At 61.5% G+C, this 16,380-nt stretch carries 16 protein-coding genes; 13 read left to right on the forward strand and 3 right to left on the reverse strand.

The window, feature by feature from the left end; translation table 11 throughout:
- Positions 1-18: 18 nt before the first annotated feature.
- The 8 genes from PI739_RS05320 (at position 19) to PI739_RS05355 (ending at position 9,887) form a co-directional block, all read left to right on the forward strand.
- Positions 19-2,682 carry a DUF4118 domain-containing protein gene (locus tag PI739_RS05320; protein WP_044308249.1) on the forward strand — a complete coding sequence of 888 codons (2,664 nt, stop codon included), beginning with the start codon at positions 19-21 and terminating at the stop codon, positions 2,680-2,682.
- Positions 2,679-3,371 carry a response regulator gene (locus tag PI739_RS05325; protein WP_003366785.1) on the forward strand — a complete coding sequence of 231 codons (693 nt, stop codon included), beginning with the start codon at positions 2,679-2,681 and terminating at the stop codon, positions 3,369-3,371. Before PI739_RS05320 ends, PI739_RS05325 begins: the two co-directional genes overlap by 4 nt.
- A gap of 95 nt (positions 3,372-3,466) precedes the next feature.
- The gene (locus PI739_RS05330; RefSeq protein WP_003316607.1) at positions 3,467-3,745 is read left to right on the forward strand and encodes a lipoprotein; all 279 of its coding nucleotides are present in this window, start codon (positions 3,467-3,469) and stop codon (positions 3,743-3,745) included.
- 562 nt (positions 3,746-4,307) lie between these two features.
- Positions 4,308-5,225 carry an AAA family ATPase gene (locus tag PI739_RS05335; protein WP_003433070.1) on the forward strand — a complete coding sequence of 306 codons (918 nt, stop codon included), beginning with the start codon at positions 4,308-4,310 and terminating at the stop codon, positions 5,223-5,225.
- Positions 5,195-6,178 (forward strand): DUF58 domain-containing protein, encoded by a 984-nt coding sequence (locus PI739_RS05340; RefSeq protein WP_032609408.1) that lies wholly within the window; start codon positions 5,195-5,197, stop codon positions 6,176-6,178. The genes PI739_RS05335 and PI739_RS05340 overlap by 31 nt, the downstream gene beginning before the upstream one ends.
- Positions 6,175-8,184 (forward strand): transglutaminase TgpA family protein, encoded by a 2,010-nt coding sequence (locus tag PI739_RS05345; RefSeq protein WP_003433068.1) that lies wholly within the window; start codon positions 6,175-6,177, stop codon positions 8,182-8,184. Before PI739_RS05340 ends, PI739_RS05345 begins: the two co-directional genes overlap by 4 nt.
- Positions 8,185-8,208: 24 nt before the next feature.
- On the forward strand, positions 8,209-8,970 hold the full coding sequence (locus PI739_RS05350) for a CHAD domain-containing protein (protein WP_063613797.1): 762 nt from the start codon (positions 8,209-8,211) through the stop codon (positions 8,968-8,970).
- A 119-nt stretch (positions 8,971-9,089) separates the two neighbouring features.
- Entirely contained in the window at positions 9,090-9,887 is a 798-nt protein-coding gene (locus tag PI739_RS05355) for an acyl-CoA thioesterase (protein WP_054081884.1), read from the forward strand.
- A 12-nt stretch (positions 9,888-9,899) separates the two neighbouring features.
- Here PI739_RS05355 and PI739_RS05360 read toward each other — a convergent pair whose 3' ends face one another.
- The 3 genes from PI739_RS05360 to PI739_RS05370 all read right to left on the reverse strand — a co-directional run bounded on the left by PI739_RS05360 (position 9,900) and on the right by PI739_RS05370 (position 12,649).
- Positions 9,900-10,142 (reverse strand): hypothetical protein, encoded by a 243-nt coding sequence (locus PI739_RS05360; RefSeq protein WP_003366791.1) that lies wholly within the window; start codon positions 10,140-10,142, stop codon positions 9,900-9,902.
- Between the two features lie 107 nt (positions 10,143-10,249).
- Positions 10,250-11,725, reverse strand: a complete 1,476-nt coding sequence (locus tag PI739_RS05365; protein ID WP_054081883.1) for a methyl-accepting chemotaxis protein — start codon at positions 11,723-11,725, stop codon at positions 10,250-10,252.
- 84 nt (positions 11,726-11,809) lie between these two features.
- Positions 11,810-12,649 carry a TatD family hydrolase gene (locus PI739_RS05370; protein WP_054081882.1) on the reverse strand — a complete coding sequence of 280 codons (840 nt, stop codon included), beginning with the start codon at positions 12,647-12,649 and terminating at the stop codon, positions 11,810-11,812.
- Positions 12,650-12,829: 180 nt separating this feature from the next.
- On the opposite strand from PI739_RS05370, the gene PI739_RS05375 reads away from it, so the two are divergent.
- The 5 genes from PI739_RS05375 (at position 12,830) to greB (ending at position 16,320) form a co-directional block, all read left to right on the forward strand.
- Positions 12,830-14,251 carry an MltF family protein gene (locus tag PI739_RS05375; protein ID WP_054081881.1) on the forward strand — a complete coding sequence of 474 codons (1,422 nt, stop codon included), beginning with the start codon at positions 12,830-12,832 and terminating at the stop codon, positions 14,249-14,251.
- A 126-nt stretch (positions 14,252-14,377) separates the two neighbouring features.
- Positions 14,378-14,812: a DoxX family protein gene (locus PI739_RS05380; RefSeq protein WP_003366798.1), complete on the forward strand. Its 435-nt coding sequence runs from the start codon at positions 14,378-14,380 to the stop codon at positions 14,810-14,812.
- A gap of 244 nt (positions 14,813-15,056) precedes the next feature.
- Positions 15,057-15,365, forward strand: coding sequence for a hypothetical protein (locus PI739_RS05385; protein WP_003366800.1), 309 nt, complete (start codon positions 15,057-15,059; stop codon positions 15,363-15,365).
- 104 nt (positions 15,366-15,469) lie between these two features.
- Entirely contained in the window at positions 15,470-15,799 is a 330-nt protein-coding gene (locus tag PI739_RS05390; RefSeq protein ID WP_003316621.1) for a hypothetical protein, read from the forward strand.
- A 47-nt stretch (positions 15,800-15,846) separates the two neighbouring features.
- Positions 15,847-16,320 (forward strand): transcription elongation factor GreB, encoded by a 474-nt coding sequence (gene greB, locus PI739_RS05395; RefSeq protein WP_003316622.1) that lies wholly within the window; start codon positions 15,847-15,849, stop codon positions 16,318-16,320.
- The last annotated feature ends 60 nt before the right edge of the window (positions 16,321-16,380 follow it).

Raw genomic sequence — 16,380 nt, forward strand, 5'->3', positions numbered from 1 at the left:
AAGAGGGTGGTAACCAACGTGAGTGATTCCGGTCGAGCTGACGCACTGCTGGCCCAGTTGCCCCGCGAGGGGCGCGGGCGGCTGAAGGTGTTTCTGGGTGCCGCGCCAGGCGTCGGCAAGACCTACGCGATGCTCCAGGCGGCTCACGCGCAGCTGCGCCAAGGCGTGAAGGTGCTGGCGGGTGTGGTCGAAACCCACGGCCGCGCAGAAACCGAGGCGCTGCTCAACGGTCTGCCGCAACAGCCCTTGCTGCGCACTGAGTATCGCGGCATGACCCTCGAAGAAATGGACCTCGACGCGCTGCTCAAGGCTGCGCCGAGCCTGGTACTGGTCGACGAACTGGCGCACACCAACGCGCCCGGCAGTCGCCACGCGAAACGCTGGCAGGATATTCAGGAACTGCTGGCGGCCGGCATCGATGTGTACACCACCGTCAACGTCCAGCACCTGGAAAGCCTGAATGACCAGGTGCGCGGCATCACCGGCGTGCAGGTGCGCGAAACGCTGCCGGACTGGGTGTTGCAGGAAGCCTTTGATCTGGTGCTGATCGACCTGCCGCCCCGCGAACTGCTGGAGCGCCTGCGCGACGGCAAGGTCTACGTGCCTGAGCAGGCACGCGCGGCCATCGACGCATTCTTCACCCAGACCAACCTCACTGCACTGCGTGAAATGGCCATGCAGACGGCGGCTGCCCAGGTCGATAACGATCTGGCGCAGGGCTACCGGCAATTGGGCCAGTCGGCCCCGGCAGTTCGTGGGCGGATGCTGGTGGGCATCGACGGTGATATCCATGCAGAGCGTCTGGTGCGTCACGCCAGTCGGGTTGCCCAGCGTCGCCATCTGCCGTGGAGCGCCGTGCATGTGGACGACGGGCAAACCCTCGACGAGCAGTCTCGCGCGCGTCTGCAAAGCGCCCAACAACTGGCCGAGCGGCTCGGTGGCGAGGCGGTTTCGCTGCGCGCCGGGGAGGTCGCCCGAACGCTGGTGCAGCATGCCATCGAACGGCGCGCCAGCGTGGTGCTGGTCGGCCAGTCGCGACGGCATTGGCGGCGTCGCGTGTTTGGTGGCGGCGTCGCGGCACGCTTATTGCGCGAAGGGCACGGGCTGGAAATCTCGGTGCTCGACGACAGCGAGGAACTGCCTGATCAGCCGCCGCGTGCCCGTCCGGCTCACGAAGTGGTGTGGTTCGATTACGGTCTGGCCTTCGTCGCCACGCTGATCGCCAGTCTGGTCGCCTGGGGCGTTGCAGGCGTGCTGGCGCTGCCCAACATATCCCTGATCTTTCTTGCTGCGGTATTGCTGGTCGCCGTGCGCAGCAGCATGGGCCCAGCGCTCGCCTGTGCCGGGTTATCGTTCCTGGCCTATGACTTTCTGTTCATTCCGCCGAGTTTTTCCCTGAACATCCAGCGCGAAGAAGACGTGCTGACGCTGTTGTTCTTCCTGTTGATGTCGGCCTTGACCGGCAAGCTCGCGGCGCGCCAGCGCAGGCAGTTGCAGGCGTTGCGCGATACCCAGGAACAGACCAGCGAGCTGCTCGACCTGTCGCGCAAGATGACCGCCGCCACGGATCGCAAGGCGGTGCTCGCCGCCGCCGAACAGCATTTTTCCGGCTGGAAGGAACTGCATCTGTGCCTGGTCGATCGCGACGGGCAGGGCGGTTGGGTGGTCGAAACCGGTGGGCCACTGACGTTTTCGGAGCCCGAGCGCGCTGCTGCCGATTGGGCCTGGCAGCACGATCAACCCGCGGGCAGCGGCACCGGCACCTTGCCATCCGGGCGCTGGTGGTGGTGGCCGATCACCGCAGAAGAAGGGCCGTTGGCTCTATTGGGAGTCTGCGCGCGAGAAGGCCAGTCGTTTACCGCGCAGCATCGACGTCTGCTGGCCGCGCTTACCCAGCCACTGGCGCAGGCACTGGCCCGTGCGCAATTGGCTCAGGAACTCGAGGCGGCGCGTCTGCACGGCGAAACCGAGCAATTGCGCAGCGCCTTGCTGGCTTCGGTGTCCCACGACCTGCGTACCCCGCTGACCTCGATGCGCGGCAGCATCGACAGCCTGCTGGCTCTGGGCGAAGCCATTCCACTGGAGGATCGCCGCGAGCTGCTGGAGGGTACCCGTGACGAAGCCGAGCGCCTGGACCGCTATATCCAGAACCTGCTCGACATGACGCGTCTGGGGCATGGCGCTCTCAAGCTCGCCCGCGACTGGGTGTCGCCCGCCGATATCGTCGGCAGCGCGCTCAACCGGCTGCGTGCCGTACTGGCGCCCTTGCAGGTCAGCACCCAGGTGACCGGCGAGCTGCCGCTGCTGTATGTGCACGCGGCGCTGATCGAGCAGGCGCTGGTCAATGTGCTTGAGAACGCTGCGCGCTTTTCACCCGTCGACGGGCGCTTGCAGGTAGCAGCCGGTGTGGTCGACAGTGAACTGTTTTTCTCGGTCAGTGACGAAGGCCCGGGCATTCCCGAGGATGAGCGAGCGAAGATTTTCGACATGTTCTACACCGCCGCGCGCGGCGATCGGGGCGGGCAGGGCACAGGGTTGGGACTGGCGATTTGTCAGGGCATGATCGGCGCACACGGTGGACGGCTCACGGTCGAGGACGGCATTGACGGGCTGGGCACGCGCATCACGCTGTTTCTGCCGCTGCAGGCGCAGCCGGACGTAGAACTGGAGGAATCCGCTTGAGCCAGGCGACCACCATTCTGGTCATCGATGATGAGCCGCAGATTCGCAAGTTCCTGCGCATCAGTCTGGTTTCGCAGGGCTACAAGGTGCTGGAAGCCGCCACTGGCGCTGAGGGCCTGACTCAAGCTGCCCTGAACAAACCGGATTTGCTGGTGCTCGACCTTGGGTTGCCGGATATGGACGGCCAGCAGGTGCTGAGTGAGTTTCGCGAGTGGTCGGGAGTGCCGGTGCTGGTGCTCTCGGTGCGCGCCAGCGAGGCTCAGAAAGTTCAGGCGCTGGACGCCGGCGCCAACGATTACGTGACCAAGCCGTTTGGCATTCAGGAGTTTCTGGCCCGAATCAGGGCGCTGCTCAGGCAGGCGTCGGGCAGCGAAAAGCCCGAGTCTGCGCTTGAGTTCGGGCCGCTTACCGTGGACCTGGCCTATCGGCGTGTGCTGCTCGACGGCCAGGAAGTGGCGCTGACCCGCAAGGAATACGCGGTGCTGGCGCAGTTGGCGCGGCATCCCGGGCGGGTCATTACCCAGCAGCAGTTGCTCAAGGATATCTGGGGGCCCACGCACACCGAAGACAGTCATTATCTGCGTATCGTGGTGGGGCATTTGCGGCAGAAGCTGGCGGACGATCCGACCGCTCCGCGGTTCATCCTCACCGAGCCTGGAATAGGGTATCGTCTGCTGGCTGATCACTAGATGAAAAAAGCGAGCATAGCCCCGTGCTGCGGCACTTTTACTGCCCCGCACCGTCAAAGCCGCACACTCCCTGTTCACTCTGAGGTAACACCCGCATGAAAGCCCTTATCTGTCTGCCATTGCTTGTTTTGGTTCTTGCAGGTTGTGCTGGCAAGACTGGATATCGCGACAGCTGTGCCACTCAGCTCGACGCTGCCTGGCATGAGCTTGATCTGGCCAAGGCTGAAGGCTTCGCCGGAACGGTCAGTTACTCCAAGGCCTTGTCGCTGCTGACGGGTGCCAAGACTCAGCAGCAGTTCGAGGCGTTTGAAGGCTGCACCGAGAAGTCCGAGAAAGCCCGCTTCTACATCCGCGAGTCCCGCGCTGGCCGTTGATACCTGACGATACACAGGTCTGCTCTTGATTCTGGCCGAAGGCCGTGGGAGCGAGCTTGCTCGCGAAGAGGCTATTAAAGCCCCTGAAAATGGGGCGTCTGGACAATGACTATCGTGCCAATGCGTTGGCATGCAGTTCGTGACGCTCTGCGTCACGCAGCTGTTCTGTGGTTTCAGTGACTTCTCCATCTGGCTCAAGTCGCCTTTTCGCCCCTCGGCGACTCACTTAGTAAGCAAACCCCCAAGCTCCGTTTCCGGTCCGACTTCGTCGGGTTCCTTTGCCCTGTCACTGACGTCGTACTCTGCGTCGTCTGTGCCATCGCGCTCGAAAAGCATTTTAGGCCATTTGGCTAAAGGCACGGCCCGGGAGCTGATGGCTATCGTTCCTCACGCTCCGCGTGGAATGCCGTTGGTGACGCTCTGCGTCACAAATCTTTCAGTCTGGCGAGACGGTAAGCCTAACCAACTCTGGCGAAACGGCCTACGCTCACTTTAAAGTGTTCGGACACTGGCATCGCTTGCAGTCCCACAGTCATGAAGCAGTTGCCGGAAGGGGCTTTCGATGGGTAGAAAACTCGATGCGTGCCTGAGCGCGATCAATGAGGTGGTGCTGGGCAAGGAGGCGCAGGTACGGTTGGCGATGACGTGTCTGGTCGGCGGCGGGCATTTGTTGATCGAGGACTTGCCGGGGATGGGCAAGACGACCCTCAGTCATGCGCTGGCGAAAATTCTCGGCCTGAGTTATCAGCGTATTCAGTTCACTTCTGACCTGCTGCCAGGTGACATCCTGGGGACTTCGATATTTGATCGGGACAGTGGGCAGTTCACCTTTCATCCCGGTCCGATTTTCGCCGAGCTGGTGCTTGCCGACGAGATCAACCGCGCCACGCCCAAGAGCCAGAGCGCGTTGCTGGAAGCGATGGAAGAAGGGCAGGTGTCCATCGAAGGCGCGACGCGTCTGTTGCCCGATCCGTTCTTTGTGATCGCGACCCAGAACCCGTTCAGTTCCGGCGGCACTTTTGCGTTGCCCGAGTCGCAACTGGACAGGTTCATGATGCGCATTTCCATGGGCTACCCGGCCAGAGCCGCAGAGAAAGCCCTGCTGCTGGGCGAGTCGCGCCGCGAGCTGTTGCCGCGTCTGCAACCGATTCTGGATCACGCCCTGCTTGGCCAGCTCCAGGCGCAGGCGCGGCAGGTGCGTGCCAGTGACGCGCTGGTTGATTATGTCCTGCGACTGGTCGAGGCGACGCGCAGTCAGCCGCAGTTCGCGTACGGACTTTCACCCAGGGCGAGCCTGGCGATTCTGGCCGCAGCACGGGCCTGGGCGATGTTGCTGGGGCGGGAGTACGTGATTCCCGAAGACGTGCAGGCGGTGCTGCCATCGGTTATCGGACACCGTTTGCGTGAACGCAGCGATCCGACCGGGCATGGCGGCGGTGCGCTGGTTCAATGGCTGTTGCGCGAGGTGCCCGTGCTTTGATCGAACCGCTCAAACCGCTCTGGCAACGCTGGCTGTCGAGGCGAATTCCTCCAGCGTCACGCATTACCCTCGACCACCGGCGCATTTTCATCATGCCGACACGCACCGGCATGATTTACGCGCTAGTGCTGGTGCTTATGCTGCTGGTGGCGATCAATTATCAGAACAGCCTGGCCTACGGGTTGACCTTTCTATTGCTGTCGATAGGCGTGCTGGCCATCCTGCACACCTACCGCAACATCAGCGGTCTGGTTCTGAGTGCGGGCGTGGCGCGTTCGGTATTCGTCGGCGAGCCGGTGCAATTGCGCCTGCGCCTGGAAAGTGCCGGGCAGGCCCACCAGGCATTGGGATTGGGCTGGAGTGCGACAGCATTGCAGTCAGGCGACGTGCAGCCCCGTGGGCTGACCGACCTGGAACTGACTCTGCCCGCCGAAAAGCGCGGCTGGCTGCGTGCGCCAAGGCTGCGCATCGAGAGTGTGTTTCCGCTGGGTATCTTTCGCGCCTGGAGCTGGCTAGACCTGGAGCAGAGCGCCTTGATCTACCCTCGACCCTTGTCCGGGACCATGCCGCTGCTCAAGGGCGTGCAGCCGCATGCCGAGGACGATGGCCATGCCACCCAAGGGGCCGGTGTCGATGATTATCAGGGCTTGCGCAGTTACCAGCCGGGTGACAATCGCAGTCGCTTGCACTGGAAAGCCTATTCCCGCGGGCAGGGGCTGCTGATCAAGGATTTCACCGACCTCAGTGGCCATGACCTGTGCCTGGACTTCATGGCGCTGGGCGGCGATATCGAAGAGCGCCTGTCGCGCCTGTGTTACTGGGTGCTGGAGCTGTCGCAGCGGCAGCAGCCGTTTGCCCTGCGGTTACCGGGCTTTTTGTCGGCGGTGGACAGCGGCGATGCACACCGCGAAGTCTGTCTGCGCGCCCTTGCGCTGTACGGCCATCGATCATGAACGACAAGGTCAAGACAGTTCAATCCGCGCCCATTCCGCGCGTCAGCCTCACCTGGCTCTTGGTGGCGCAGGCACTGGTGGTGTTGCCGTTCGCGCTGCATGTGCCGGTGTCAATCACGATCCTCTGGCTCGGCTGTACGGTGTGGCGCGTGCAGGCGTTCCGGATGCGCGTGCGCTTGCCTGGCACCTGGGTCAAGTCCGGGCTGTTGGTGGGCACCGCAGGTGGCGTTTATCTGGCGCGCGGCAGCCTGGTCGGGCTGGATGCCGGGGCTGCGTTACTGGTGGCTGCATTCGTTCTGAAAATGCTGGAAATGAACAGTCGCCGTGACGCGCGCGTGCTGATTTTCCTCGGTTTCTTCTGCGTGGCGGTTGGCTATCTGTTCGAAGACAACCTGCTGTGGGCGCTCTTCAGTCTGCTGCCGGTCAGCGCGCTGCTGGCTGCGTTGATCGGCCTGCAACACACAGACCTGGCCGGCAGGTCGGCGGACACGCTCAAGCTGGCGTTCAAGCTGATGGCGCAGGCACTGCCATTGATGCTCCTGCTGTTTCTATTCTTTCCGCGCCTGGACCCGCTCTGGTCGCTGCCGCAGCCGAGTAACAAAGGCGTCACCGGCCTGTCGGACAACATGGCACCCGGCGACATGGCGGAACTGAGCAAATCGCCTGCGCTGGTGTTCCGCGCCAGTTTTGAAGGGCCTATCCCGGCGCGCAATCAGCTTTACTGGCGCGGTTTGACCCTTGAGCAGTTCGATGGACGTCGCTGGTCGCAGTCGGCACGTGCCCAGACCGTGCAGATTGCGCAGTGGGAGAAACGCGGTGAGCCGCTGGCCTACAGCGTTGTCATGGAAGCCAGCGGCCGGCCCTGGTTGCCGAGCCTCGACGTGGCAGAAACCACGTTGCCGGACGTGCGGCAGATGAGCGACTTCCGCCTGCAGCGCAGACGCCCCATCGAGCAGTCGTTGTTGTACGCCGTCAACTCATGGCCGCAGAGCGTCCGTGATCCGCTGTCCAGCGAGCAGATCCAGCGTCAGGACCTGCAACTGCCTGCCAAGGGCAATGATCAGGCGCGGCAATGGGCCGATGAACTGCGCCGGCGCTACACCACACCAGACGCTATGGTCGCCGCGCTGCTCGGCTACTTCAGCGATCAGCCGTTTCACTACACCCTCAAACCGGTGCCATTGGGCAATGACAGCATCGATGAATTCCTGTTTGCCAGTCGTCAGGGTTTTTGCGCCCACTACGCCGGAGCCATGACCTTTGTCCTGCGCGCGGCAGGCATTCCGGCGCGGGTGGTGGCCGGGTATCAGGGCGGTGAGCTGAACCCCGACGGGCAGTACCTGACTGTTCGCCAGTTCGATGCGCATGCCTGGGTGGAATACTGGCAGCCAGGCGTGGGCTGGCGCAGCGTCGACCCGACTGCCGCCGTGGCGCCGCAACGTATCGAGCAAGGTCTGGAGCAGGCGCTGGCGGCGGACGAAGCATTTCTGCAGGACTCTCCCTATTCAGCGTTGCGCTATCGTAACGTGGCTTGGGTCAACGCCCTGCGCCTCAGTTGGGATAACCTCAATTACGGCTGGCAGCGCTGGGTACTGGGCTATCAGGGACAACAGCAGTTACAAATTCTCGGTCGCTGGTTTTCAGGCTTCCAGGCGCCGGTTTTCGTCCTGGGAACCCTGTTTTCACTGGGGCTGGTGGCGTTATGGCTGTTCAAACCCTGGCAACGCGAAAGCGACTCGCAGCTGCGCGTGTTCAACGCATTTGAACGCTTGCTCGCCCGTCATGGTCTGCGTCGTATGCCGGGTGAAGGCGCTGACGCATTCTGCCGCAGGGCGGTACTCTACTTTCCGCAGCATGCCGAGGCCATTGAAGGTTTCATCCGCGAATTTCAGGCGCAGCGCTACGCTGGGCGGCTGGCTTCGGCGAGCCGCTTGAGGCAGGCGCTGAGCACGTTGCGTCGGGGTTTGCCATGGAGGTTGTCAGCCGTCAGGGACAGGCATTCATGAATCAGTTTGTCGAAGGGGAATTGCATGTCTTCAATGGTGGATCATCTGGTCGCCGAAGTGCTGGCGCTGGATGTCAAATTACTCGCGTGTCAGGCACGCCTTGCCGTTTCGACTGACAGCGAAGCGCTGCACGATTTACGTACCACGGTGCGCCGTCTGCGCAGCGTATTGCGGCCCCTGCGGGAAAACCCGAGTGCGGCAGAGCTGGAAGAGGCGGCCAAGGCGGTCGGCCAATTGACCACGCCGCTGCGTGACATGCAGGTGCTCGCCGGGTTTCTTGAAGAGCAGGGTTTGAACGAGGCCGCGTTCACACGCAACCGCTACCTGGAAACCGCCTGCCCCAAGGTCGCCAGCTCGTCCGAGCTGACCCGTCTGCTCAAGCTGATTGACCGGTTCCCGGAAATGCTGCGTCTGCAACAGCGCCAGGGCATGTTGCGGGGTCTGCGCAAGACCATTGAAAAACGCATGGACAAGCAATGGCACAAGCTGCGTGTTGCCATCGCTGAGCCGGGACACGATCGGCATGACCTGCGTTTGCTGATCAAGCGCGTGCGCTACGCTGCCGAAGCCTATCCGCAACTCAGTCATCAGCCGAAAAACATGCAAGCCCGGCTCAAATCCGCACAAGGCGAACTGGGCGACTGGCATGATCATCTGCAATGGCTGGCGCAGGCTGCGGAACAACCTGATCTGGCCCCCTGCGTGCCGGGCTGGCAAATCGGCATAGTAGGTGCCGAACGCAAGGCCGAAGCGTCGCTCAAACGCCTGGCCAAGGCCTGTTTCTGATCCGGTAATTTATCGTGAGGCATGTCATTCAGGCCGCAAAAATGGCCATTATGCGGCCTGTCGATAACTAAGAGGATGGTTATCATCCATCCACTTGTGTGTTGACGTGTGGAGTGAACATGACCTTTTCTGAACTGATCGATGCGCTGCGTCGTGATCCTCGCGCTGTCACGATCCCTGCCGAATGGTCTCAGGGGCGTGCCTGCTTTGGCGGGCTGATGGCCGCGCTGACCTACGAAGCGATGCGTGCACAGGTGCCGGAAGGGCGGCCGGTTCGTTCGCTGGCGATCACCTTTGTCGGGCCGGCGGCGCCCGGGGTGCCGATTGCTTTCGAGGTCGACATCCTGCGCCATGGCAAGGCAGTCAGTCAGGTGCTGGGGCGCGCAGTGCAGAATGGTCAGGTAATGACCCTGATACAAGGCAGCTTCGGTGCCCCTCGAGAATCAATGATCACCTTTGCCGCAGAGGCCGCGCCGGTCCTCAAACCGGTCGAACAATGCCCGGAGCTACCGTTCGCCAGCGGCGTGATGCCTGATTACCTGCGTTTCATGGACATCCGCTGGGCGTTGGGCGGCATGCCTTTCAGTAACACCCAATCGCCGGCGATAGGCGGCTACGTGCGCTTTCGCGATGAGCCGCACGCCACGCCCATGAGCGAAGCGCATATTCTGGCCCTGGTGGACACCTGGCCGCCTGCGGTGTTGCCGCACCTGGACAAGCCGGCACCCGGCAGTTCACTGACCTGGACCATTGAGTTCGTCCAGCCCCAGCCGTCGCTGGATACCCTGCAGTGGTGCAGCTATCGCGCAGTCATCGAGCATGCCCGCGATGGCTATGGTCACACCGCCGCGGCATTGTGGAGCCCCGACGGCGAGCTGATCGCGATCAGTCGCCAGACGGTCACCGTGTTTGGCTGACCGGCAACCGGATCACGGTTTGCGAGCGGCCCGAGCGGCGTCCTGGCGCTGAAAACCCAGCGCCGCCACCAGTCCGATCACGCCGATGGCAACCGATGAAAGGCTTTCGGAAAACAGACCGTTGAGGATCAGCAGGGCCGCCAGAATGAACAGCGGTACGGCGATCAGGTACAGGGCCAGACTGGTCGAGTGCTCCTGACTATCGTTGCTGTCACGCCATTGATTCAACTGCAGATCGGAAAGTGGCTTGTTCATGATGCGGTCCTCTTCAGGTAACGCGTAAAGCGTCGTTCAATGTCTGAAGGATAGGCCCGCGCGCCGATGGCTGACGAGTCAAGCCTGTCTATCGTGGCGATAGCCTGTTACAGCTTGAGCTGGCCAATGGCGGCATTCAGTTCGCCTGCCAGCGTGGCCAGTTCGTCACTGGTGCTGGCCGAGTCAACCGTCTGGATCACCGTGCGTTCGGTGACATCGCGGATACTCACCACCGCACGGTTCATCTCCTCGGCGACCTGACTTTGTTGCTGAGCCGCGACGGCGATCTGCGTGTTGCTTTCGCGCATCTGTGCCACGGCACCGGCAATCGCCGCAAGCGCATCACCGGCTTCCCGCGCCTGCTGCACGCATTCGTCAGCCTTGTACGAGCTCTCCTGCATGAAATCCACGGCATCGCGGGTGCCGTTTTGCAGGGTCGAGACCATCGTGGTGATTTCATCGGTGGAGGTTTGCACCCGCTTGGCCAGATTGCGTACCTCGTCGGCGACCACGGCAAAACCTCGACCCATTTCCCCGGCGCGTGCGGCTTCGATGGCTGCGTTGAGGGCGAGCAGGTTGGTCTGCTCGGCGATGCTGTGGATCACGTTGACCACACCGTTGATCTTCTGGCTGTCTTCGGCCATGCGCTGGATCATTTCCGCCGTCTGCTGCACGCCGCTGGACAGCCCTGCGATGGACACCTGCACGCGGTCGACCACCACTTTGCCACTGCCCGCCAGCGCGTCGGCGGTCTGCGACTGATCACGGGTAGCCGTGGCGTGCTGGGCAATGTGATGAACCGTAGCGGTCATCTCGTTGATGGCCGTGGCCACCTGGTCGGTTTCGCTTTGCTGGCCGAGCATGCCCTGGCGCACTTCCTTCATGCCCGCCGCCAGGTGCGCGGCACCCTGATCAAGGCGGCCAGCGGTTTGTGAAACGGTATTGACCACTCGCTGATAACCGGCCTGCATGGCATTAAAGGCCTTGGCCATCTGTCCGACCTCATCGTCACTGCGATTGGGAACACGGGCCGCCAGGTCGCCGCTTTTTTCCACATGCAGCATCACATCCTTGAGCGCGTTGAGCTGGCTGAGTAGAAAGCGGATCAGCAGTTGCGAAGCGCAGAGCATCAATAACATCAGCACGAAAACCGCAATCGCGTAGTGCGTGAAGCGATCCAGCATGACGTGCATGAAGGTCGGGGTGAATGCCAGTAGCGCAATCCTTTGCTCGGCGCCCCGGGTGATGATCTGCGCACCGCTCAGCCATCGATCGCCAGCGGGCTTGTTCAGCGCAACCCAGTCGCTGGCGTCAGCCAGTTCCGGCAGCGCAAGGCCATCGACGACCGGTGTCTGACCCTGGCGGTAAGTCAGCAATGTATCGTTGGAGGGCAGCGCTGCGTCGACGGGCCATGCGGCCAGCAGGCGCGCCTGCGCTTGTGCTGCCTGACGCGACGCATCCGTGCGCGCGTGTTGTTCAGTTTGCATGGAGTACAGCACCAGCAACAGGGTGGTGACGAAAGCGACCGCGTTGACGGCCCAGAACTTATATTTCAGTGACAGATTGCCAAGCCATGAGCCCATGAGTGGTCTTCTTCGGTGATCGGTTGAGATAGCAGCAAGATGCCATCACTGTGCCTCAGCCAACGAAGAGACTCTTGATGCGGGTCAAGAAAGCTGCAGATTTTCATCCTCCGGGTTTGTTTTCAGCACTGGCAAGGCAAAAAACTGCCGTGCGCAATCTGTGCTGTGGCGTGCGAGGTCTTCCTGCGTTTCGCCCCGGTGCAAGGCGACTTCGCGCAAGACTTCCTGCAGGTAAGCCGGCTCGTTGCGACCGTTTTTCGGCTTGGGACGCAGGCTGCGTGGCAGCAGGTAGGGCGCATCGCTTTCCAGCATCAATCGGCCGCGAGGGATGTTGCTCACCAGCGCGTGCAGGTGGGTGCCGCGTCGTTCGTCGCAGATCCAGCCGGTGATGCCGATATGCAGATCAAGGTCCAGGTAACTGAACAGCGCGGCGCGCTCACCGGTGAAACAGTGCACGACTGCCGCGGGCAGGCGGTCGCGGTAGTCGCGCAGAATTTCCAGCAGCCGCTGGTTGGCGTCGCGTTCGTGGAGGAACACCGGTAATTGCAGTTCCACGGCCATGGCCAGATGCGCTTCGAGGACCTTTTCCTGCTGAGGGCGAGGCGAGAAATCGCGATTGTAATCCAGGCCGCATTCACCCACGGCGCGAACGCGATTTTCCTTGAGCAGGGCATGCAACTGTTTCTCGGTGTCGCCGGTCCAATCGCTCGCCGAATGCGGGTGAATACCCGCCGTGCAGAACAGGCGTTGCGCGCTCTCATCCAGCTCGTGACACAACTGCAGGGCCTGTTCGCTGCCCTCGACACTGGTGCCGGTCACCACCAGTTGCTGGACGCCTGCGGCATAGGCGCGGTCGAGTACCGCCTGTCGCTGCGAGGCGAAGCTTGCGTTGGTCAGATTGACGCCGATGTCGATGAGTTGCATGGTGCTACCTCCAGCTGAAGGCTGTCGAGCATACCAGAGCTCTGGCCACAACAAGAAAACGCTGGGTATTCAAGCGATTGAACCTGAGGGTTCAACGATTTCCTTCGCTGTTCGATGCTGCTGCGTGACCTCAAGATTTCCTTTTTCCTGATTTTTTCCGGCATTGCCCTGGGGAAGTGAATGATCCGATCCGCGCTTGTGTCTTTGATGTGCCTGTTACCGCTGCTGCCCCTGCAGGTTTCTGCTCGTCAGACCGGTCCCGAGGTGGTGCAGCACACTGTGCAGGTGCGCGATTTGCCGGCGATTCGCAGCAGCAAGGTGCTGCGCGTGCTGGTCAATCAGAGCCGTAACAGCTCCGGTGACGTCAAGGGCCAGGAAATCGGCATCGAATACCATCGCCTGCAAGCCTTTGAGCAGTACCTCAACAGCCATGCCCGAGCGGGGCAGAGGGTCACGATCAAGGTCGTCCCCAAGGCCAAGAACCAGTTGCTCACCGCCTTGCAGCGCGGAGAAGGCGACATGATCGCACCGGGGGAACTGCTCGATGTCAGCGACGCCAAGGGTATTCAGGCCAGCGCACCGATCGTGCATGACGTGCCTCTGGTGCTGGTCGGCGTTAGTGGTCAGCGCAGTGTGCGCCGTGTGGAGCAATTGTCCGGAAAGACCCTGAGCCTGCCCACCGGCAGTGCGGCCGACGAAGCCCTGCATCAGGTCAATCGACAACTGGAGCTGCGCAAGCTGCCCCTGGCAAAAATCGAATGGGTCGACCCCAGTCTGGCCGTCGAGGATGTGCTGGAAATGGTCCAGGCCGGGATTTACCCGATGACGCTGGTCGAGCAGCCGATTGCCGAGCGCTGGGCGAAGATCATGCCCAAACTGCGCATCGACCGCGGCCTTACGTTGCAGACCCACGGGGATATCAGCTGGTTCGTGCGTGACAATGCCACCCAGCTGCGGGCCAGTGTCGATGATTTCCTCAAAGGCTATAAGCCCTCGGCCCAGCAGGATCAGGTGTTGGCCAAGGCGTACAAGAACACCTACAAGGTCAACAACCCTCTGGTGCGCAACAACCTGCAGCGCCTGGAACAACTGCGTCCGATGCTGCAGCGCCATGCCGATGCGCAGGGCATGGACTGGCTGGACCTGGCTGCCCTCGCGTTCAAGGAATCCAGACTCGACCCGACTGCCAAGGGCAGCGGCGGCGCGACAGGGCTGTTGCAGATCACTCCGTCGGCGGCAAAAAGCGTTGGCGTACCGAGTATCCAGAGCGCTGACGACAATATCCGTGCCGGCTCGCGCTATATGGCGCTGATCCAGCGCAAGTATTTCTCCAGTAACCGCGTCAACGAACGCGAGCGCATGGCATTCGTGATGGCCGCCTATAACCTGGGGCCCGAGCGCGTGCAGGGCATGCGCGAGGAAGCGCGGCGTCGCGGGCTGAACCCCAACCAGTGGTTCTTCCAGACCGAACGTGTGGCAATGGAGCAGGGCGGTGCCAATGTCGTTGCGTTCGTGAACAGCGTGAACAAGTACTACCTGGCTTTCGACCGCGAGCGTGACTCGCTGGAGAAGAGCGGCACGAAACCTGCGGTAAAACGCTAAAGATCGATTTATTCGATTTGTATGCGCCGTTATTTGCGGTTTTTACATGAGTGAATTTGATTATCATGGCGCCACTCGTTGTTAATCACTCATCACTCATCACTCATCACTCACGGAAAGTCGCCCATGAACACATTGATCAAGTCGGTCCTTACCACTCGCGCCGGTTACGGCCTGACTGTCCTGCGCGTCATCGTCGGTATCGCGTTCATCGCGCACGGCAGCCAGAAATTGTTCGGCGCCTTCGGCGGTTATGGCCTGGAAGGCACTGCGCAGTACATGGAAAGCCTGGGCTTGACGCCGGGTTACCTGATGGCGTTGATGTCAGGCAGCGCCGAATTCTTTGGCGGCCTGGGTCTGTTGTTGGGGCTGCTGGCTCGTCCGGCTGCGGTCGTGGTGATCCTGCTGTTGCTGGTGGCGATCTTCACCGTTCACATCCACAACGGTTTCTTCATGGCCAAAAACGGCTACGAGTACGCGCTGGCACTGCTCGGCGGTGCCGTGGCGGTACTCATCGAAGGTGCAGGCAAGTTGTCGCTGGACCGTATCATCGCCCGATAACCGGCTACGCTTGCTCTGCAAGGCCCGCTCTTGTGGCGGGCCTTGCGCGTTTGCAGGCACCCGCCATGAATGGCAATTGACAATGAATGGGACGTTTCTCTAGGATGCGTGCTCAAGCGCCGATTTAACAACTACTTGCGGGGCGCCTGGCAAGGCTGAGACCTTGTCGAAATACCGCTAAAACGTTGGTTCGGTGTTGCCTCTCACCGCTGCCCAGCGGATCTTGCGAGGCAGAGAAACAACCATGAACAACCTGCGCCCCCTCATTCGTCTTTCCCCGATCAGCACGGTCTTGTCACGCAAGAACCCGAAAATCCTTCTCAGCGGCTCCCATCAGCCCACGCTGTTGCGCTATCTCGACGGCTGGCCCCGTCGGCGTGGCGGTTCCTGTGCGTTTCTGATTCAGTTCGTCGAGACCCACCAGTCGCTGAGCCATTTTGCCGACGATCAATTCGACCTCGCCGTGGTGCAATCGCCGCAGGCAGATGATGTCGGGCAGGTGATTAGTGACCTGACCCGCATTGCCCGGCAGGGCTTGATTACGCTGGGTTGAATGGCCTGAGTCAGCCAATTGGCATAGAAGGCATATTGCTGGCCCCCGACGTGTGAACGGACAGGCAAAATCGCCGCCTTATCAAAGGATTAGGTGGTTTTCGCATGCGTTTGGTCTATTGTGCTCTGGCGTGCCTGACGCTTTCCGGGCTGGCTTTCTCCGTACAGGCCAGAAACGCGACGGAAAACGAGCGTTATCTGTGTCGTTGGGGCTCGGCCATTGCGGGCGGTGCGCAGGCCTCCAAGTTGTCTGGCGTTACCCGCTATGGGGCGCGGCAGAAGCTGCAGGCGCGCAAGTTTGCCAAACAATGGATGCGGCCCATGGCATTGCGCATCACGGAACAGACCTACGACAGCGAGTCGCGGCTCAAGCCTGATGCGGTGACCAAGGTCTATTACGACGGCTGCATCCAGCACGAGGTGGCGCGACGTTGAGTCTTTGTCGCCTGTCGAACTGATTTTCGCAGGGCCGGAGAAACCGTTTGAGTACAAAGATCATCACCCGTGACGGGCATGAAGCCCTGAAGAAAGAGCTCGACTACCTGTGGCGAGAGCACCGGCCTGACATTACGCAAAAGGTCGCCTGGGCGGCATCGCTCGGGGATCGCAGCGAAAACGCCGATTATCAGTACAACAAGAAGCTGCTGCGCGAGATAGACCGACGCGTGCGCTACCTGCGCAAGCGCCTCGAAGACATGCGTGTCGTGCAGTATTCGCCGGAGCAGGAAGGGCGGGTGTTCTTCGGTGCCTGGGTCGAGATCGAAAACGAAGCGGGCGATCTCAAGAAATTCCGCATTGTCGGCTATGACGAAATCTATGGGCGCAACGACTACATCTCCATCGACTCGCCCATGGCGCGCGCCTTGCTGAAGAAGGAAGTCGGCGACGAGGTGCTGGTCAATACGCCCGAAGGCGAGAAGCTGTGGTTCGTGAACTCGATTGATTACGAGAAGTGAGGCCGGACGCAGAGCGCCCGGACCTCCATTCTCATGCGCTCATCGCTATACACAACTCCT

Origin of the sequence: Pseudomonas cerasi (assembly GCF_027983475.1) — a bacterium.
In the GTDB taxonomy this organism is placed as follows: Bacteria; Pseudomonadota; Gammaproteobacteria; order Pseudomonadales; family Pseudomonadaceae; genus Aquipseudomonas; species Aquipseudomonas cerasi.

Coding starts and splice junctions, on each gene's coding strand:
- PI739_RS05330 (WP_003316607.1), top strand. CDS start 3,467: ATGAAAGCCCTTATCTGTCTGCCATTGCTTGTTTTGGTTCTTGCAGGT.
- PI739_RS05335 (WP_003433070.1), top strand. CDS start 4,308: ATGGGTAGAAAACTCGATGCGTGCCTGAGCGCGATCAATGAGGTGGTG.
- PI739_RS05340 (WP_032609408.1), top strand. CDS start 5,195: ATGGCTGTTGCGCGAGGTGCCCGTGCTTTGATCGAACCGCTCAAACCG.
- PI739_RS05345 (WP_003433068.1), top strand. CDS start 6,175: ATGAACGACAAGGTCAAGACAGTTCAATCCGCGCCCATTCCGCGCGTC.
- PI739_RS05350 (WP_063613797.1), top strand. CDS start 8,209: ATGTCTTCAATGGTGGATCATCTGGTCGCCGAAGTGCTGGCGCTGGAT.
- PI739_RS05355 (WP_054081884.1), top strand. CDS start 9,090: ATGACCTTTTCTGAACTGATCGATGCGCTGCGTCGTGATCCTCGCGCT.
- PI739_RS05360 (WP_003366791.1), bottom strand. CDS start 10,142: ATGAACAAGCCACTTTCCGATCTGCAGTTGAATCAATGGCGTGACAGC.
- PI739_RS05365 (WP_054081883.1), bottom strand. CDS start 11,725: ATGGGCTCATGGCTTGGCAATCTGTCACTGAAATATAAGTTCTGGGCC.
- PI739_RS05370 (WP_054081882.1), bottom strand. CDS start 12,649: ATGCAACTCATCGACATCGGCGTCAATCTGACCAACGCAAGCTTCGCC.
- PI739_RS05375 (WP_054081881.1), top strand. CDS start 12,830: ATGATCCGATCCGCGCTTGTGTCTTTGATGTGCCTGTTACCGCTGCTG.
- PI739_RS05380 (WP_003366798.1), top strand. CDS start 14,378: ATGAACACATTGATCAAGTCGGTCCTTACCACTCGCGCCGGTTACGGC.
- PI739_RS05385 (WP_003366800.1), top strand. CDS start 15,057: ATGAACAACCTGCGCCCCCTCATTCGTCTTTCCCCGATCAGCACGGTC.
- PI739_RS05390 (WP_003316621.1), top strand. CDS start 15,470: ATGCGTTTGGTCTATTGTGCTCTGGCGTGCCTGACGCTTTCCGGGCTG.